General features: G+C 59.2%; 14 protein-coding genes. All 14 read left to right on the top strand.

All coding sequences use genetic code 11. The annotated features are described in order from the left end of the window. Positions 1–195: 195 nt before the first annotated feature. Entirely contained in the window at positions 196–444 is a 249-nt protein-coding gene (locus tag I4W09_RS02265; RefSeq protein ID WP_196026107.1) for an HPr family phosphocarrier protein, read from the top strand. Between the two features lie 188 nt (positions 445–632). Beyond that, positions 633–875: a FeoA family protein gene (locus tag I4W09_RS02260; protein WP_040358815.1), complete on the top strand. Its 243-nt coding sequence runs from the start codon at positions 633–635 to the stop codon at positions 873–875. Positions 876–914: 39 nt separating this feature from the next. After that, positions 915–1136 (top strand): FeoA family protein, encoded by a 222-nt coding sequence (locus I4W09_RS02255; protein WP_006234774.1) that lies wholly within the window; start codon positions 915–917, stop codon positions 1134–1136. Positions 1137–1259: 123 nt separating this feature from the next. Then, the gene (feoB, locus tag I4W09_RS02250) at positions 1260–3587 is read left to right on the top strand and encodes a ferrous iron transporter B (protein WP_196031472.1); all 2328 of its coding nucleotides are present in this window, start codon (positions 1260–1262) and stop codon (positions 3585–3587) included. A 175-nt stretch (positions 3588–3762) separates the two neighbouring features. Further along, positions 3763–3963: a hypothetical protein gene (locus tag I4W09_RS02245; RefSeq protein ID WP_196031470.1), complete on the top strand. Its 201-nt coding sequence runs from the start codon at positions 3763–3765 to the stop codon at positions 3961–3963. Positions 3964–4107: 144 nt separating this feature from the next. Next, positions 4108–5187, top strand: a complete 1080-nt coding sequence (locus tag I4W09_RS02240; RefSeq protein ID WP_055309672.1) for a substrate-binding domain-containing protein — start codon at positions 4108–4110, stop codon at positions 5185–5187. A gap of 460 nt (positions 5188–5647) precedes the next feature. Then, positions 5648–7075: a glucuronate isomerase gene (gene uxaC / locus I4W09_RS02235; protein ID WP_196031468.1), complete on the top strand. Its 1428-nt coding sequence runs from the start codon at positions 5648–5650 to the stop codon at positions 7073–7075. Positions 7076–7169: 94 nt separating this feature from the next. After that, complete coding sequence (locus I4W09_RS02230; RefSeq protein ID WP_196031466.1) at positions 7170–8684, top strand: tagaturonate reductase; 1515 nt, start codon at positions 7170–7172, stop codon at positions 8682–8684. A gap of 81 nt (positions 8685–8765) precedes the next feature. Then, positions 8766–10250 carry a UxaA family hydrolase gene (locus I4W09_RS02225; RefSeq protein WP_196031464.1) on the top strand — a complete coding sequence of 495 codons (1485 nt, stop codon included), beginning with the start codon at positions 8766–8768 and terminating at the stop codon, positions 10248–10250. A gap of 355 nt (positions 10251–10605) precedes the next feature. Then, on the top strand, positions 10606–12165 hold the full coding sequence (locus I4W09_RS02220) for an MFS transporter (protein WP_055285984.1): 1560 nt from the start codon (positions 10606–10608) through the stop codon (positions 12163–12165). A gap of 115 nt (positions 12166–12280) precedes the next feature. Next, positions 12281–13876: a glycoside hydrolase family 28 protein gene (locus I4W09_RS02215; RefSeq protein WP_196031462.1), complete on the top strand. Its 1596-nt coding sequence runs from the start codon at positions 12281–12283 to the stop codon at positions 13874–13876. Between the two features lie 104 nt (positions 13877–13980). After that, the gene (locus I4W09_RS02210) at positions 13981–14790 is read left to right on the top strand and encodes an alpha/beta hydrolase (RefSeq protein ID WP_196022533.1); all 810 of its coding nucleotides are present in this window, start codon (positions 13981–13983) and stop codon (positions 14788–14790) included. Beyond that, entirely contained in the window at positions 14787–16952 is a 2166-nt protein-coding gene (locus I4W09_RS02205; RefSeq protein ID WP_196031460.1) for a pectinesterase family protein, read from the top strand. The genes I4W09_RS02210 and I4W09_RS02205 overlap by 4 nt, the downstream gene beginning before the upstream one ends. Positions 16953–17021: 69 nt before the next feature. Next, positions 17022–17690 (top strand): SGNH/GDSL hydrolase family protein, encoded by a 669-nt coding sequence (locus I4W09_RS02200; RefSeq protein WP_229077198.1) that lies wholly within the window; start codon positions 17022–17024, stop codon positions 17688–17690. Positions 17691–17761: the final 71 nt, after the last annotated feature.

The raw sequence follows: 17761 nt of genomic DNA, 5'->3' as shown, positions 1-17761 counted from the left end.
CTTCCAAAACATTAAAATCGGCCAAATCGGCCAATTTGCTCTCAATTCTGCTGCTACTAAATTTGTGACAGTACTCATATTTGCCACTTTTTGTCCACGGGGTGTCCGAAAGGGTCCTCGACAAGCATCTAACGCTACAATAACTACCACATGGCTGGGTTTGCCAGCCGAATGTACGATGTCGTGGGAGGGGACATGGTCGAGTTTACAAAGACGATTAAAGATCCGTTGGGATTACATGCCCGCCCGGTTGCGCTGCTCTATGACATCATTGCCAAGCATCGTTGCGACGTGTCAGTCAGTATCGGCGATCGCCACACGAATGGCCGCGATGTCATGGGACTCATGGCTCTCTACGGCGAGTGCGGCGAGGACATCATCTTCCGCGTTTCGGGCGTAGACGAGGCTTCCTGCGTTACGTCGATCAGAAATCTCTCACTCTAAGCATGATAGGGCGTGGTAAAGGATGGTCCTTTGCCGTGCCCTTTTGTTTCGTATAGGAAACTTTTTCGAAATCTGAATGGGGACCCTTTCCAAAAAGTTAACCACGTGTTAGTTTACTAAAGCGAACATAGGCGTGGTTAACTTTTACCGCGTCGATGTTGAGGATGAACTGACGTTAGGAGCCACTCATGTCTTGCGGACCGCAGATGCCGGCAATGCCGCTTTCGATGGTAAAAGCGGGCGAAACCGTGCGCGTGTCTCGTGTAAAGGGCAATGAGGATATGAAGCACCACCTCAAGGACCTCGGCTTTGTCGAGGGCAGCGAAATCCACGTGGTGAGCTCGAGTGGCGCCAATATTATCGTCACCGTGCTGGGCGCACGCTTTGGTATCGATTCCAAGGTTGCCATGCACATCATGACCGTCGGTTAGTCTGCAGCATTTCATAAAAACCGAAAGGGGGACAAGAGGATGAAGACGTTGGGTGACGTTAAGGTGGGCGAGAGCTCCACCATCGTCAAGCTTCACGGTGAGGGTGCGCTTCGCCGCCACCTTATGGACCTGGGGCTCATCAAGGGCACTTCGTTCAAGGTCGTGAAGGTTGCACCGCTCGGTGATCCGGTCGAGATCAACGTGCGCGGCTACGAGCTTTCCATCCGCAAGGAGGAGGCCGCCGTCGTCGAGGTCCAGTAAGGACTCGGGGCGCATATTTCTGCAGATAAAGTTAGGTTTTTCTAACTTAATGCAGCATCTTTGAAGTACATTATCCAGCCTGCGCGGAGAAAGCAGCGCAGGCACACAAGGAAGAAGGATTGAATGGCGGATTCTCAGATCCATGTCGCGTTGGCGGGTAACCCCAACTGCGGCAAGACCACGCTTTTCAACCTGATCACCGGCGCCAACGGCTACGTTGGCAACTGGCCCGGCGTCACGGTTGAGAAAAAGGAGGCCAAGCTCCTAAGCGACAAGAACGTTACCATCACGGACCTCCCTGGCATCTACTCGCTTTCCCCCTACAGCCCCGAGGAGCAATGCTCGCGCGATTACCTCATGAGCGGCGAGCCCGATGTTGTCGTCCAAGTCGTCGATGCCACCAACTTGGAGCGCAACCTGTACCTGGCACTTCAGGTCATCGAGACCGGCCTGCCCGTGGTCGTTGCCCTCAACATGGCCGACCTGGTCGAGAAGAACGGCGACAAGATCGACACCGACAAGCTTTCCAAGAAGCTCGGCTGCCCGGTTATGATGATCTCCGCTCTTAAGAACAAGGGCATCAAGGAGCTCTTCGAGCAGGTAAAGAAGTCTGCTGCTTCCAAGGGCCAGGTGCCGGAGCACAAGTTTGATTCCTCCATCGAGGACGTTCTGGACCACATCGAGAACAACCTGCCAGCCAGCGTTCCTGCTAACAAGCGTCGCTACTACGCCGTCAAACTGTTCGAGCGCGACGCGGACGCCTGCAAGCTCATCAACCTCACCAAGGAGAAGGCCGCTCGCGTGGAGCAGCTGGTCGCCCAGTGCGAGCAGGACTGCGACGATGACGCTGAGTCCATCATCACCGGTGAGCGCTACGGCGTGATCGCGCACATCATCGACGAGTGCCTCACCAAGGCCCCGGCCAAGATGAGCACCTCCGAGAAGATCGACCGCGTGGTTACCAACCGTATCCTGGGTCTGCCGATCTTCGTGGTCATCATGTTCTGCGTGTACTACATCGCCGTTTCCACCCTGGGCGGCACGGTGACCGACTTCACCAACGACCAGCTCTTCGGTACCGACGGCTGGTATGTGCTCGGTCAGGGCCGCGATGCATACGATGAGGCTGTCGAGGCCGCGGGTGACGACGCCGACTCGGTCGACCCTGCGCAGTATGGCCCGTATGTTCCGGGTATTACCACCATGGTCCACGACGCACTTGTGGCGGGTGGCACCGAGGACGGTGGCCTGGTCGATTCGCTGGTCTGTGACGGTATCGTCGGCGGCCTGGGCGCCATCTTCGGCTTTGTGCCGCAGATGTTCCTGCTCTTTGTGATGCTGTCCTTCCTGGAGGACTGTGGCTATATGGCCCGCGTCGCCTTCATCATGGACCGCGTGTTCCGCCGCTTCGGCCTGTCCGGTAAGTCCTTCATTCCTATGCTCGTGTCCTCGGGCTGCGGCGTTCCCGGCGTCATGGCCACCAAGACCATCGAGAACGAGAAGGACCGCCGTATGACGGTCATGACTACCACGTTCATTCCCTGTGGCGCTAAGCTGCCGATCATTGCCCTGCTCATGGGTTCCATTATCGGCGATTCTTCCACCACCGCCGCGTGGATCAGCCCGCTCTTCTACTTCCTGGGTGTCTTTGCCGTCATCGCCTCGGGCCTCATGCTCAAGAAGACCAAGCTCTTCGCCGGCCGCCCGACGCCGTTCGTTATGGAGCTTCCTGCCTACCACTTCCCGGCGATCCGCTCTTGGGCGCTGCACGTGTGGGAGCGCTGCTGGGCCTTTATCAAGAAGGCCGGCACGGTCATCTTCGCGTCCACTGTCGTGGTGTGGTTCCTCTCCAACTTTGGTAGCTACAACGGCACGTTTGGCTTCCTGCCTGCTATGGAGGGCATCCCCGAGGAGTTCATGGACTACTCCGTGCTTGCCATGCTGGGCAACCTGGTCGCCTGGATCTTCGCCCCGCTCGGCTTTAGCACCTGGCAGGCCACCGCGCTGACTGTCTCTGGCCTTGTCGCCAAGGAGAACGTCGTCGCCACCGCCGGTTCGCTGCTCTCCGTTGCCGACGCCGGCGAGACCGACCCGAGCCTGTGGACCGCGTTCGCCGGCATGTTCCCGACTATGGGCGCTTGCGTTGCCTTTGGTGCGTTCAACCTGCTGTGCGCACCGTGCTTTGCCGCCATTGGCACCATCCGCAACCAGATGGACTCCGGCAAGTGGACCGCGATTGCCATCGGCTACGAGTGCGCCTTTGCTTGGGTGATCGCCCTGTTCATCAACCAGTTCTACAACCTGCTTGTCCTTGGCCAGTTTGGTATTTGGACGGTTGTGGCCATTGTGCTGCTGGTCGCGATGCTCTTCCAGATTTTCCGTCCCATGCCCAAGCATGCATGGACCGATGAGGACGAGACCAACACTGCTTCCGCCGCAGTTTCCGCTTAAGTCCGAATAGGGATTAACCCCTTTCCACGAGCCCGGGTGTCCCAGCGACACTCGGGCTTTTTGGTGGGGGAGATGTGGCGTTTCCGCAGATAAAACCGACCAAAATAAACCTGTCCCTTTTTGGTAGGTGGAGAATGGGGTAAAGTAAGTGATGGTTAACTAGAGGAGGCTTGCTATGGCACCTATCGATATTGTTGTACTGGCTGTTATCGGTATTGCGTTTGTCGCGGTATGCGTTCGCATCTACCGCAAGGGCACTTGCGCCGACTGCGCTCAGGGCGGCGCTTGCACGGGGCATTGCTCCAACAAAAAGACGTGCGCTGCACTTAAGGGCGTAGACAAAATCGCTGAAGACTTGGGTCGCGGTATCAAATAAGGTCCGGACATCCAAGCGCTCCGCGGGCATCCGTTCGCGGGGCGCTTTGTGCATTTGAGGGAGAGCACGGCGAGTCGAAGAGTATTTTTGGGGTATCGTTAACTGGACTATTAATTGGCAACTTATCTATAACGGAGTAACCGCATGAGCGCTCGCGTAACCATGAAGGACATAGCCGCCGAGCTTGGCGTTTCCATCAATACCGTGCACAAGGCTCTGACGGGAAAGGCCGGCGTGAGCGAATCCGTGCGCGCCAAGGTGAACGCTAAGGCCGAGGCCATGGGCTATCACCGCAACACAAGTGCCTCAAGCCTGCGCCGCAAGGATATCAATCTGGTGTTTTGCCTGCCCCGCGCATCGCGCGAGGGAGCGTACTTTTTCCGTTACCTGTGGGAAGGCTGCAATCGCTTTGAACAGGAGGTCATCGACCGGGGCATTACGGTTGAGCGCGTTGAATTTGGCGTGGGCGGCTACGCTGATGCACTCGAGCAAATCGACGAGCGTCTGCAGGTGGGCGAGAAGATTGATGGCTTGCTCGCCTATGCGCCGGGCGACGATCGTGCGACTGAGCTTTTGGGGCAGATCGCCGAGGCGGGCGTGACGATTGAGCTTGTCGACGGCGACCGTCCGCATTTGAATCGTTTGGGTGCGAGCTTGGCCGATTATTCGACGGCAGGCAGCCTTATGGCCGAGCAGGCGGCAAACCTGGTCCATGCTTCTGGGGCCGACGCCCGCGTGCTCCTTTTGACAGGCGACCCATATACCGATTCGCACTATCTAACCGCCCGCGCCTTCCACAATTACCTGCGCGAACGTGATATTCCATGGCAGGTTGAGGATCTTGCAGGTGCCCATGCGCAAGTCAAACAACTCGAGCATGAGCTCGAAAAGCGCTTGAGTGCGCCGGACGCCCCCGAACTTATCTGTAGCGTTTTTGCCGTTGGTTCCGAAGTGGTTGCCGACGCGCTCGTCTCGACCGGCAAGGCCGGTCAGGTCATGGTGATCGGCAACGACCTGTTTCCCGAAAGTGCTCTGGCCTTGCGCCGCGGTATCTTTACCAATATTGTCTATAAGGACCCGACGAGCCTGGCGTATCGCGGCGCTAAGACGCTGGGCGATTATCTGCTGTGGGGAAGGACCCCGACGGTGCCCGTCCAGAAGGGTGCCGTCGAGATGGTATTTGCCAGCAATGTCGACCGCTACTGCGAACTTGCGGGTATTTAGCCGATTGAGCAGGTACCCCCTCTTGCGACGTGCATTTTTGGGAGTATTCAGCATTGGCATGCCCTGAATGAGGTGCAGAACGACTGTTTTAAGTGCCCCCGATGGCGTAATTTGCCATCGGGGGCACTTTTTATGCCGATCGGGCGCTATCTGCGTTCCAAATAGGACGCTGAGGATGGCGCACGGCGCGCTCCAATGCTGAATACTCCCAAAAATGTACGTCGGGACATGACCCACCTGAGCAAAAGCGCTCAAGTTCGGTGTTCGGGGACGCCAACCGGTCCGCAATGCATGCAAGTCACAGCTCCGGCAACCGTTGAACGGGCAAAACCTACCGTTCACCCCATGGTTGTTAGGTGAACGTTCACCTTTTGAGTCGTAATGGATTAGTATGGTGAACGTTCACCTAGAGGATGACGAGCGTATTGTGCGCCCGCTCCGCAAACAAAGGGGTTGTTTGATGAAAAACTTCATGGACGATCAGGATTTCCTGCTGAGCACCAAGACCGGCGAGGAGCTGTTCCACAACTTTGCCGAGGGCATGCCCATCGTCGACTATCACTGCCACATTTCTCCTAAGGAGATTTGGGAGGACAAGCGTTTCGAGAACATCACCGAGGTTTGGCTGGGCGGCGACCACTACAAGTGGCGCCTGATGCGTGCCAACGGCGTCGACGAGCGTTTTATCACTGGCGACGCCCCTGCTCGCGAGAAGTTCCAAAAGTGGGCCGAGACCCTGGGTCGCTGCGTTGGCAACCCCGTCTTTGAGTGGAGCCACCTGGAGCTTAAGCGCTACTTTGGCTACGAGGGCGTCCTCAACGGCAAGACTGCCCAGGAGGTCTGGGACCTTGCCAACGCCAAGCTCGCCGAGGCCAGTTTCACCTGCCGCAACCTGATCAAGCAGTCCAACGTCCGCATGATCTGCACTACCGACGACCCCGCCGACAGCTTTGAGTGGCACAAGAAGATTGCCGCCGACGACAGCTTTGACGTTCAGGTCGTTCCCGCCATGCGCCCCGATGCCGCTTTGCGCATCGAGCGCGGCCAGGAGTTTGCCGACTACTGCAAGCACCTTTCCGAGGTTGCCGGCGTCGAGGTCAGCGACTTTGAGGGCATGAAGGCTGCCATTTCCAAGCGCTACGACGTTGCTCACGAGCTGGGCTGCCGCGCCTCCGACCACGCACTCGACTACGTTATGTACGTCCCGGCTACCGCCGACGAGATCGAGGCTATCTTTGCCAAGGGTCTGGCTGCCGAGCCGCTTACCGAGGAAGAGGTCCTCAAGTACAAGACTGCCTTTATGCAGTTCGTTGCCGGCGAGTATGTCCGTCTGGGCTGGGCCATGCAGCTGCACTTTGGCTGCAAGCGCGACAACAACCGCGCCATGTTTGCCAAGCTCGGTCCCGATACCGGCTACGATTGCATCTCCAACTACACGCCGTCCGACCAGCTTGCCGATTTCCTCAACTCCATTCAGGAGACCTGCGGCCTGCCCAAGACCATTCTGTACAGCCTGAACCCCATCGATAACACCATGATCGATACCGTCATGGGCTGCTTCCAGGAGGCTCCGACCGCCGGTAAGATCCAGAACGGCTCCGCCTGGTGGTTCAACGACAACGAGGTCGGCATGCGCGAGCAACTCACGGCTCTGGCTAACGAGGGCGTCCTGGGCAACTTTGTGGGCATGCTTACCGACTCCCGCTCTTTCCTGTCCTATCCGCGCCACGAGTACTTCCGTCGCGTGCTGTGCAGCGTGATCGGCGAGTGGGTCGAGCAGGGCAAGTACCCGGCCGACATGGAGCTGCTGGGCAGTATCGTGCGCGACATCAGCTACAACAATGCGGTCCGCTACTTTGGCTTTGACCTGGACACCGACGAGGCCTAAGCCCGCATCGAATCACATCGAACCCTGGGCGCCGTTGCCAAACGCGGAGCCCCGTTTTGCTTGCACGCTAACAAACATCTAAGGAGACACATAGATGGAGAACATCAGCTACGATGCGCTCGAGAAGATCGGCTACAAGGGCTATTTGCTGCCCAAGGATGCTCCCGAGAAGGTTCTGCAGTTTGGCGAGGGCAATTTCCTGCGCGCCTTCGTCGACCGTTTCTTTGACATGGGCAACGAGGCCACCGGCTGGAACGGCAAGGTCGTCATGGTGCAGCCCATCAACGGTGCCTTTGGCTTTGCCGACGGTATCAATGCCCAGGACGACCTGTACACCGTGCTGGTGCGCGGCAAGGAGAACGGCAACACGGTTGACGAGTCCCGCGTGATCAGCGCCTGCAGCCGCTGCCTTAACCCGTATCGTGAGGACGACTACCGCGCCATGATGGAGGTCGCCGTCTCCGACGACCTAGAGATCATCGTCTCCAACACCACCGAGGCCGGTATCGCCTATGACCCGTCCTGCAAGGCCGACGACATGCCACCTGCGAGCTTCCCCGCCAAGCTTGCCCAGGTGCTCCACACCCGCTGGGCTGCCGGTAAGCCGGGCGTCATCGTCCTCGCCTGCGAGCTCATCGATCACAACGGCGAGGAGTTGCTGCGCATCATGAACCAGTATGTGAGCGACTGGGGCTGGGAGGACGAGTTTGCGCAGTGGATGGCCAACGACTGCACCGTCTGCACCACGCTCGTCGACACCATCGTGCCGGGCCGTATCCGCGACGCATCCGAGGCCGCCGCGGTGGCTGAGCGTCTGGGCTACGAGGATCCCTTCCTGGCCGTGCGCGAGCCCTTCCAGATGTGGGGCATCCAGGGCGACGAGTCGCTTGCCGAGAAGCTTCCCTTTGTGAAGGCTGGTCTTCCGGGTGTCTTTGTGACTCCCGACGTCACCCCGTACAAAAAGCGCAAGGTCCGCATCCTCAACGGTGCCCATACCGCCTTTGTTCCGGGCTCTTGGGTTGCCGGCTTTGATATCGTGCGCGACTGCATGCATGACGAGATCGTTCGCGGCTTCATGAACACCATGCTCTACGACGAGGTCATTCCGACGCTTGCCGCCGACTTGGATGTCGAGGACTGCAAGGCCTTTGCCGCCGCCGTCGAAAACCGCTTCGACAACCCGTTTATTGATCATGCGCTGCTCTCCATCTGCCTCAACTCCACGGCTAAGTGGCGTGCTCGTGACCTGCCCACGCTCAAGGACTACGTTGCCGAGACCGGCAACCTGCCCAAGTGTCTGGCGACGAGCCTCGCTACGCTCATCTCCTTCTACACGCAGGAGCTCGTGTCCCGCGAGGGCGACGGCCTGCACCTGCGTCGCTCCGACGGCACCGAGTACACCGCTCAGGACGACGCCTTCGTGCTCGACTTCTACGCCGCCCATGCCGGCACCGACGATGCCCAGCTGGTGCACGATGTGCTCACCAACGAGCAAATGTGGGGCGAGGACCTTACGCAGATCGCAGGTCTTGAGGAGTTTGTCGTCAGCGCGCTCGCCGTCGTGCGTGCCGAGGGCGCCAAGCAGGCCTTCGCCAACGCTCAGGCGTAAATTTCCGGCGCGGACGCGGGTGCGGGACGGCGTGCCCGCGCCTCGACTTCTGCTCAACCTGTAGGGTTAGGACCATTTGCAATGAACACTATCCAGATTAATCCGGCCGATAACGTGATTGTCGCGCTGTCGCCGCTTGCCAAGGGCACCGCCGTCGCGGTTCCCGGGGTGGGCGAGGTCGTGGCCGCGGAGGATATTCCGCAGGGTCATAAGATGGCCGTGCGCTCGATTGCCGCAGGGGAGGACGTCATCAAGTACGGCTTGCCCATCGGACACGTGACGGGCGATGTCCAGCCCGGTCAGTGGCTCCACACGCACAATGTGAAGACCAACCTTTCGGGCGAGGTCGAGTATACCTACAACCCCACACATCCGGTCGTGGATCCCGTTGAGCCCGAGACCTTTATGGGGTTCCGCCGCGCCGACGGTCGTGCCGCGACGCGTAATGAGCTATGGATCATCCCCACGGTCGGCTGTGTCAACGAAGTCGCCCGTGCCATGTGTGAGCAGGCCCAGGATCTGGTCGATGGCTCGCTGGAGGGTGTTTACTACTTCCCGCATCCCTTTGGCTGCTCGCAGACCGGCGCCGACCATGCCCAGACGCGTCGTCTGCTGGTGGCGCTCTCGCGTCATCCTAATGCGGCCGGCGTGCTATTCCTGTCGCTCGGTTGCGAGAACTGCACGCATCAGCAGGTGCTCGACGAGCTCGGTGACTTCGACCACGAGCGCGTCCGCTTCCTCACCTGCCAGGACGTCGCCGACGAGCAGATCGAGGGGCACAAGATTCTGTCCGAGCTGGCTGACCTGGCCAAGCAAGTAAAGCGTGAGCCCATTCCGGCCTCCGAGCTGGTCATTGGTCTTAAGTGTGGCGGCTCTGACGGCCTTTCGGGCATTACCGCCAACCCCACGATCGGTCGCGTGAGCGATATGGTCGTCGCCCGCGGCGGCACGTCGGTGCTTACCGAGGTGCCCGAGATGTTTGGCGCGGAGAGCATCCTGCTTGACCGTTGCGAGAACGAGCAGGTCTTTAACGCTGCCTCCGACATGCTCAATGGCTTTAAGGACTACTTTATTAGCCATGGCGAGGTGGTCTACGAGAACCCGAGTCCCGGTAACAAGGACGGCGGTATTACCACGCTCGAGGACAAGAGTTGCGGCTGCGTGCAGAAGGGTGGCTCTGCACCCATCGTCGACGTGCTGCCGTATGCCGGTCAGGTCACCAAGCATGGCCTGAACATGCTGTGCGGCCCGGGCAACGACATGGTATCCACCACGGCGTTGACGGCTGCTGGCTGCCACGTGATTCTGTTCTCGACTGGACGCGGCACGCCGTTTGGCGCGCCGGCGCCTACGCTCAAGGTGTTCACCAATCAGCGTCTGTGCGACCACAAGGCCAACTGGATGGACTTTAACGCCGGCGTGATTGCCACGGGTGAGCGCACGCTCGACGAGGCCGCCCGCGATTTGTACCAGCTGGTGCTACAGACGGCGAGCGGTAAGCTCACGAGTGCCGAGCGCCGTGGCTGTCACGAGATCAGTATCTGGAAGGACGGCGTCTGCTTGTAGCAGCAAGTGCGCCCAAACATAGCGCTATGTCGTCTGCCCCGTTGGGAGTGATCCCGGCGGGGCTTTTTCGCTTCGTGGTTAAGTGAATATGTTGGAAAATCTGATAAACGTTCACCTATCTCATGGCTGTCCAGCATGGCACCCTTACCAGCAGAAAATAGGTGTGAGGATCTCAATTGTGTCCGTTCGGCGGTAAAAATCGACCGTTCGGGGATAATATGCAAGTGAACGTTCACCTGTCATAAGCAATCGCGCATAATCTAACTAAACGTTCACCCTGAACGCTGGGCAGACAGATGTCAGTGTGGACTCCAATGTCTTGCTGCAAGACAATCGAGAAAAGAGAGGGAGCTCGATGACTAATAAGATCGGAAAAAAGCGTAAGATCACATTCTGGACGCGCTTGGGCTTTGGTATGGGCGGTATGCTCAATTCCGGTGCCCTGACCTTTACGCACAGCTACATGGTGCTGTTCCTGTCCACGGAGTGTGGCCTGTCCGCAGGCGAGGCTGCACTGATCAGCTCGTTTGCCATCTATGTCAACGCTATTCTTTGCCCGCTGATGGGCTTTGTGGCCGATAACTTCTATGCCACCAAGATTGGCCGCATCTTTGGTCGTCGTCGTTTCTGGATCTTGCTGGCCATCCCGATGATGATCGCCGAGCCGCTCATCTTCGTGGCTACGCCGTTTGGCTTCCCGTACTACTTTGTGCTGTACCTGATCTACAACGTCGCGTATACGTTCTGCACCGCCAACCTGTCGCCGCTTACCATCGAGATGACCGACGACTTCAAGGAGCGTACGTACCTCACCGGCTACAAGCATCTCTTTGGTAACGCCGCCGGCTTCCTGATGGCTGCACTTGTGGGCTTCGGCTTTGGCACCTTCGGCGAGACCAACCCGTTCAGCTACTTCATCATCGCTACGATCAACGCTTCGGTCATGGCAATCTCGCTGCTTTGTGTGTACCTGTCCACGTGGGAGCACACCCCCGAGGAGGTCGCTCAGGAGAAGATCGAGAGCGTCGGCGAGGGTATCAAGAAGTTCTTCATCGACGTAATCTCCACCTTCCGCAACAAGTCCTTCCGCAAGGTCCTGTACGCACAGGTCTCCACGAAGCTCGCTGCTGCCTGCTGGTCTGCCTGCCTGTCCTTCTTCATCGTCTACTGCCTGCAGATTCCTAAGTCCTACGAGTCCGTGATGGAGATGCCTGGCAAGGTCGTCGCTATCGTCTGCACCGCCATCTGGGTCGCTCTCATGGCCAAGAAGGGCTTCCACAAGTCTTGGTACCTCGCAAATGTCGGTTGCGCTGCGTGCATCATCGCCTACAACTACTTCGCCTTTGGTCAGATCAATGGCACCTCCACGGTCGCCATCGCCATGATCGCCTACCCCATCATCTTCGCCATCTGGAAGTTCTTCTACGTCGGCTTCCAGTACCTGCCCGATGTTCTGCTCAACTACATCCCCGATGTCGATGAGCTCATCACCCTGCGTCGTCGCGAGGGCATCTACAGCTCCGCTCAGCAGCTCTGCCAGCAGATCGCCCAGGCTATCGCCGTCAACGTGTGGGCTATCGTCCTTGCTGCCTCCGGCTTCATTCAGACCGCCGGCAATAGCGACGCCGTGACCCAGCCCGCTACCGTGCCTCTGTATATCTGCGGCTACATGATCATCGGCTGCGCCGGCTTCTTCCTGCTTGCGGCCGTCCTTGCCCGCGGCATCAAGATCGACAAGGAGCAGTGCGACGTCCTTTGCGACGAGATTCACCGAGTCAAGGAGGGTGGCAAGATGGCCGACGTCAAGCCCGAGGTCAAGGCGCTTTGCGAGGAGCTCTCCGGCTTTAAGTACGAGGACTGCTTTGCCCACAACAACGTTGGCTTCCAGGACGGTAGCGTAACTCCCGCCGAGTAAGGCCGACATATCGTCCAAATCACAGGGCCGTGCCACCGGAATTCCGCCGGCAGGCACGGCCCTTTTTCAACAGCGTACAATTTGCCTTTAGAGCATCTTTTTGAGGGAGAAACCCATGGAGACGAACGTTATCTGGCGCAACGCGCGCGCGGCGGTTATCGAGCTTGACGACGGCGGTTACTTTACCTGCGCCGATACGTGGGAGATCTTTGTCAACGACGAGCCCGCCGGTACCACGAATACGGTCGAGACCTATGTCGACGGCCTGACCCCCGGCAAGCGCAACCTGGTTCGTTTTGTTTGTGGCGAGCGTGAGCTGAGCGTAGGTGTCACCACGCCGGCTGAGCCCTTTACCATCAACGTTCGCGACTGTGGCGCCAAGGGCGATGCCGAGCATGATGACACCACCAACATCCAGGCTGCCATCATGGCCTGCCCCAAGGGTGGCCGCGTGCTGATCCCCGCCGGTAGTTATCGCATCAAGTCTCTCTTTCTTAAGAGCAATATCAACATCGAGCTCGCCGAGGGAGCGGTGCTGCTGGCCCGCCACGATCGTGCCTCGCTTGCCTACATTCCGGGCACGGTCACGGGCAACGAGGGTGCCGGGTATGCCGGCACCGATATGCTGCCCCTGGGCCGCTGGGAGGGCGAGAGCTTCTCGACCTACTGCTCTACCTTTACGGGTCTGAGCGTGCACGACGTGTGCATCTATGGTCGCGGCGCGATCGACGGTCAGACTGATTTTGCCGAGGACAACTGGTGGAACAAGGACTTTAAGAACATCTTTCGCCCGGAGGAGGGCCGTGAGGTCGCCCGCCCGCGCATGATCTTCCTATCCGAGTGTGAGAACGTGAGCTTGGCCGGCTTCACCGTGCGCAATAGCCCGGCGTGGAACATCCACCCCATCCTGTGCGAGCACGTCGATGCGCTCTGCCTGTCCATCGAGGGTCCCAAGAACTCCCACAACACCGACGGCTTCGATCCTGAGAGCTGCGGCTTTGTCCGCATCTTGGGCTGCCAGTTCTCGGTGGGCGACGACTGCATCGCCATCAAGAGCGGCAAGCTGGGTATTGAGCCCGAGCTTCGTCCCGCCACGCACGACGTGCTGATCTCTCACTGCTACATGCACGATGGTCACGGCGCCGTGGTCCTGGGTTCAGAGGCTGCCGGCGGCATCAAGGACCTTACCGTGAGCAAGTGCCTCTTTGAGCGCACCGACCGCGGCCTGCGCGTCAAGACCCGCCGCGGGCGCGGCAAGGATGCCGTCAACGAGGGCATTACCTTTGAGCACATTCGCATGGATGAGGTGCTCACGCCCTTCGTGGTCAACTCCTTCTACTTCTGCGACAAGGACGGCAAGACCGATTACGTGCAGTCTCGCGAGACGCTGCCTGTCGACGACCGCACGCCCGGCTTTGGTGCCACGACGTTTTGCGATATCGAGGCCACCAACTGCCATGCTGCCGCGGCCTATATCACGGGTCTGCCCGAGAGCAAGGTGACGCGTCTGACGTTCCAAGACGTTCACGTGACCTTTGCCGACGATGCCGAGCCCTTTGTCCCGGCCATGGCCTGCGGCGTTGAGCCCATGGTGCGTCAGGGCATCATTGCGCAAAACGTCAAGGTGCTCGACCTGCAAAATGTGGTGATCGAGGGCCAGGACGGCGAGGAGCTGCAGCTCCAGAACGTCGACAAGGTTGTCCGTTCCTAACTCGGGTTGATGACCAGGGCTGCATTGTCGGATAAATCGGCAATGCAGCCCTTGTGCGATACGGCCGTGTGCGCTGCGCTACGCATCATGGTGAAAGGGAATACATGCTCAATAAAACGATTCCTGTCGGGGTCGATGGCTCGTCTGCCACGATTACGTCTTATGTTTTTGCCCCGACCGAAGATGCTTATGCTTTAAAACCGCTGCCTGCAGTTGTGGTCGTGCCAGGAGGCGGCTACGATCACGTTTCGCCGCGCGAAGGCGAGCCGGTAGCGCTCCGTTTGTTGGCGATGGGCTACCAAGCGTTTGTGCTGAACTACTCGGTTGCTCCGGCTGTCTATCCGCTGGCATTGCAAGAACTCGCGCGGGCGGTCGATACCGTCCGAGGCCATGCGGCAGAGTACTGTGTCGATCCTGATCGGATTACGGTCATGGGTTTTTCGGCCGGTGGGCATCTAGTTGGCTTGCTCGGGGCGCTTTGGGACCAACCCTGGCTTGCAGAGTCGATTGCGGCATCTCCTGAGTCGATTCGGCCTGACGCACTTTGCTTGGGCTATCCGGTCGTAAGCTCGGGGGCCTATGCTCATCGTGGTTCATTTGAACACCTAACGGGTGCCGATGGCGCTTTGGCTCAAAAGTTGTCGATCGAGAATATGGTGGGCGAGGGCTTCCCCCGTACGTTCTTGTGGCATACCGCCGAGGATGCATCGGTACCAGTTCAAAATAGCCTCCTTCTTGCGCAGGCTCTTGCCGACCACGGGATTGGCTTTAGCCTACATGTCTTTCCGCATGGAAAGCATGGGGCATCGCTCGCCACGGCCCTAACGGCATTTAAGGGCTGCGCCGAGCATATTCAGCCACAAGTTCAGGGCTGGCCTGAACAGTTCGCTTCCTGGGAGCGTGATGGACGATGAGCGAAAGTATCTATACGCTGCGCGTTTCGAGGGCTGCGGCAGGAGCGTATCCAACGATTTCCGATGCCTTGGCGGCAGCCGATCAGCTCTATCCGGATGCCGAGCAACCGGTGATGATTCGCGTCGATCCGGGCGAGTATCGCGAGCGGGTCGAGATTCATCGCTCGCATGTGACGATTGAGGGAGAGACGGCCGACAGCGTGCGTATCGTGGGCAGCCTGGGTGCCAAGATGCCTTCGGAGGACGGCTCGGGCGTGGACGGCACGCTCGGCACGTTTAGGACCTATACCGTTTTGGTCGATGCCGACGACGTACGGCTCGAGAACCTCACGATCGAAAACGATGCGGGCGATGGGCGCGAGGTCGGTCAGGCGATTGCCCTGTATGCCGATGGCGACCGTCTGGTTGTCGATGCCTGCTGCATTAAGGGGCACCAGGACACACTGTTTTTGGGTCCGCTGCCGCCGCATGAGGCCAAACCGGGCGGGTTTATAGGACCCAAACAGTATGCGCCGCGCCGGGTGGGGCGCCAGTATTTTCGACGTTGCCGGATCGAGGGCGATGTCGACTTTATCTTTGGCGGCGCGCGTGCCTACTTTGAGGGGTGCGAGATTCGCTCGCTCAATCGCGATATGGATGTCAACGGGTATGTAACGGCAGCCTCCACGCCTAAAGGCGAGCCGTACGGATTTGTGTTCCACGGCTGTTCGTTTACAGCTCCGGATGGCGTGGCGCTGGATTCGGTCTACCTGGGTCGTCCTTGGCGCGAATGGGCGCAAACTGTGCTGATCGATTGCTGGCTGGGGCGACATATCAAGCGCGAAGGCTGGTGGGATTGGAATAAGCCGGCGGCGCACAGCTGCGCGCAGTATGCTGGCGCAATCCTGCATGGGCCGGCGGGTGATACTACCGACTGGGTGCCGTGGGCAAATAAACTCGATGTGATGGCTGCCGCCGGGTACGCTCGCGAGCAGGTGCTTGCCGGTGGGGATGGCTGGGATCCCGAGGGCGGCGACGGTGATGCGGTTGAGACGGCTGGGCTATCTGCCAATGGCCGCACCGTGCACATCGAGACGTACTGCGAAGACGAGCCTGCGCTGCGTGCCCGGCTGAAGCGCGAGGGACGTTCGGCTGCTTTTACGGGCAAGACTCCTGCAGATTTTGAGGCGTGGAAGATTGCGACCAGGACTCGTCTGTACGATGTTTTGGGCCTTTCGCTTATGGACCGCGTCCCGATTGAGATTCGTGAGCTCAGCCGCGTGCGGGTTGCCGGCGGCATCGTGCGCACCCATGCGATGCTGCAGGTGGAGCGCGACGTTTGGATGCCGTTCTACCTGCTCGAGCCGCAGTCGCCTAAGCTCGATGCGTGCGGCCGCAAGTGTTGCTATATCTGCCCGCATGGCCATCAGGGAGCGGGTGCTGCAAGCGTAGCCGGTGTTGCGGGCGTGCCGGCGGTCGATGATGCCGTGCGTAAGTTCAATTACGACTACGGTCTGCGTTTGGCACGCATGGGTTACGTGACCGTCTGCCCCGACGCACGCGGTTGGGGATACCGTCGTGACTGGAAGGGCCAGGGCGATGACGAGAACAGCTTTCTGCGCGGCACGTGCCTAAACCAGGCGCGCATGGCCGAGCCGCTGGGACTTACCGTTGCGGGTCTCAACGCCTGGGATAACATGCGTCTGATCGATTACCTAGAGGCGCGCGGCGACATTGCCATGGACGACCTGGGCTGTTTTGGCTTTTCGGGCGGCGGATACATGACGCTGTATCTGGCGGCGCTCGACCCACGCGTATGCAAGACGTTTGTCTCGGGCTACCTGTACGGTGTCGATGATTCGCTGCTGCACCTCAACGGCAATTGCAGCTGCAACTACACACCCGGACTTTGGCGCTTGCTCGACATGGGCGATATTGCCTCGCTTATTGCGCCACGCCCGCTGTTGGTGCAGAGCTGCGAAGAGGATCATCTGAACGGTTCGCGCGGGCTGAAAAATGTTGACGAGCAGCTCGAGATCGTGCGCGATGCCTACAAGTTACTGGGTCGCAGAGATGGCCTGCGGCACGAGGTGTGTCCGGGTGAACACCATCTGGGCGTGACACATCTTGCCGAGGATATCGAATGGCTCGATTCGCACGTTGCGGAATGCGCCCGTGCATAGCCCCTCGGCATGCTGCGAATAAACGGTACGTTCCTGTATGACCGCCGATGGGCGGATGAGGAGAAGATTATGGAAACGAAGAGTTTGAGTGAATCGACCATTTGCTGCTTTGGCGACTCAACGACCTGGGGCGACAACGGCTGCGGTGGGGGAGGCAACGACATCTCGTGGACCTCGCATTTGGGCGCGTTGCTGGGAGGCGCGGTCGTCGAGAACTTTGGCATCAAGGGTTCGCGTATCGCCATCAAGGCCGACCGTACCGATTCGTTTGTCGAGCGCCTTGACGGTATCGACGATGCGGCCGATATCTACATCGTCTTTGGCGGCGTCAACGACTTTAGCCGCAACGTGCCGCTTGGAGAGCTCGGCAGCACGGACGTGCATGAGTTCTATGGTGCACTCGATTACCTGATCCGTACCATCACGGCGCGCTCGCCTCGGGCAAAGCTCGTGTTTATGACGCCGTGCAAGACGAGCGGCAAGCACGAGAAGGATATCCCGGCAAGCGACGAGCTCAACCACCTGGGGTTGACGCAGGTCGCCTACGTGCGAGCGATGCTCGAGGTCTGCGACCGCTACTCCGTGCCGGTGATTGACCTGTATGCGCAAAGCGGTATCAGCCCGTTTTTGCCGGAGCACCGCGAGCTCTATATGCCGGACGGTCTGCATTACAGTCCTGCCGGCTATGAGCGCCTGGCGCATCGCATCGCCGCGGGTCTCACCGCCGTTTGCCGCTAAAAGTCTGCCGTTCGCGAGGAATATAGGGTTAACGTTCACCCTATATTCCTCGTTCGCGTTACACTAGGGGT

Origin of the sequence: Collinsella aerofaciens (assembly GCF_015670795.1) — a bacterium.
GTDB lineage: Bacteria > Actinomycetota > Coriobacteriia > Coriobacteriales > Coriobacteriaceae > Collinsella > Collinsella aerofaciens_Q.
This window is presented reverse-complemented; position numbering and strand designations above follow the sequence as displayed.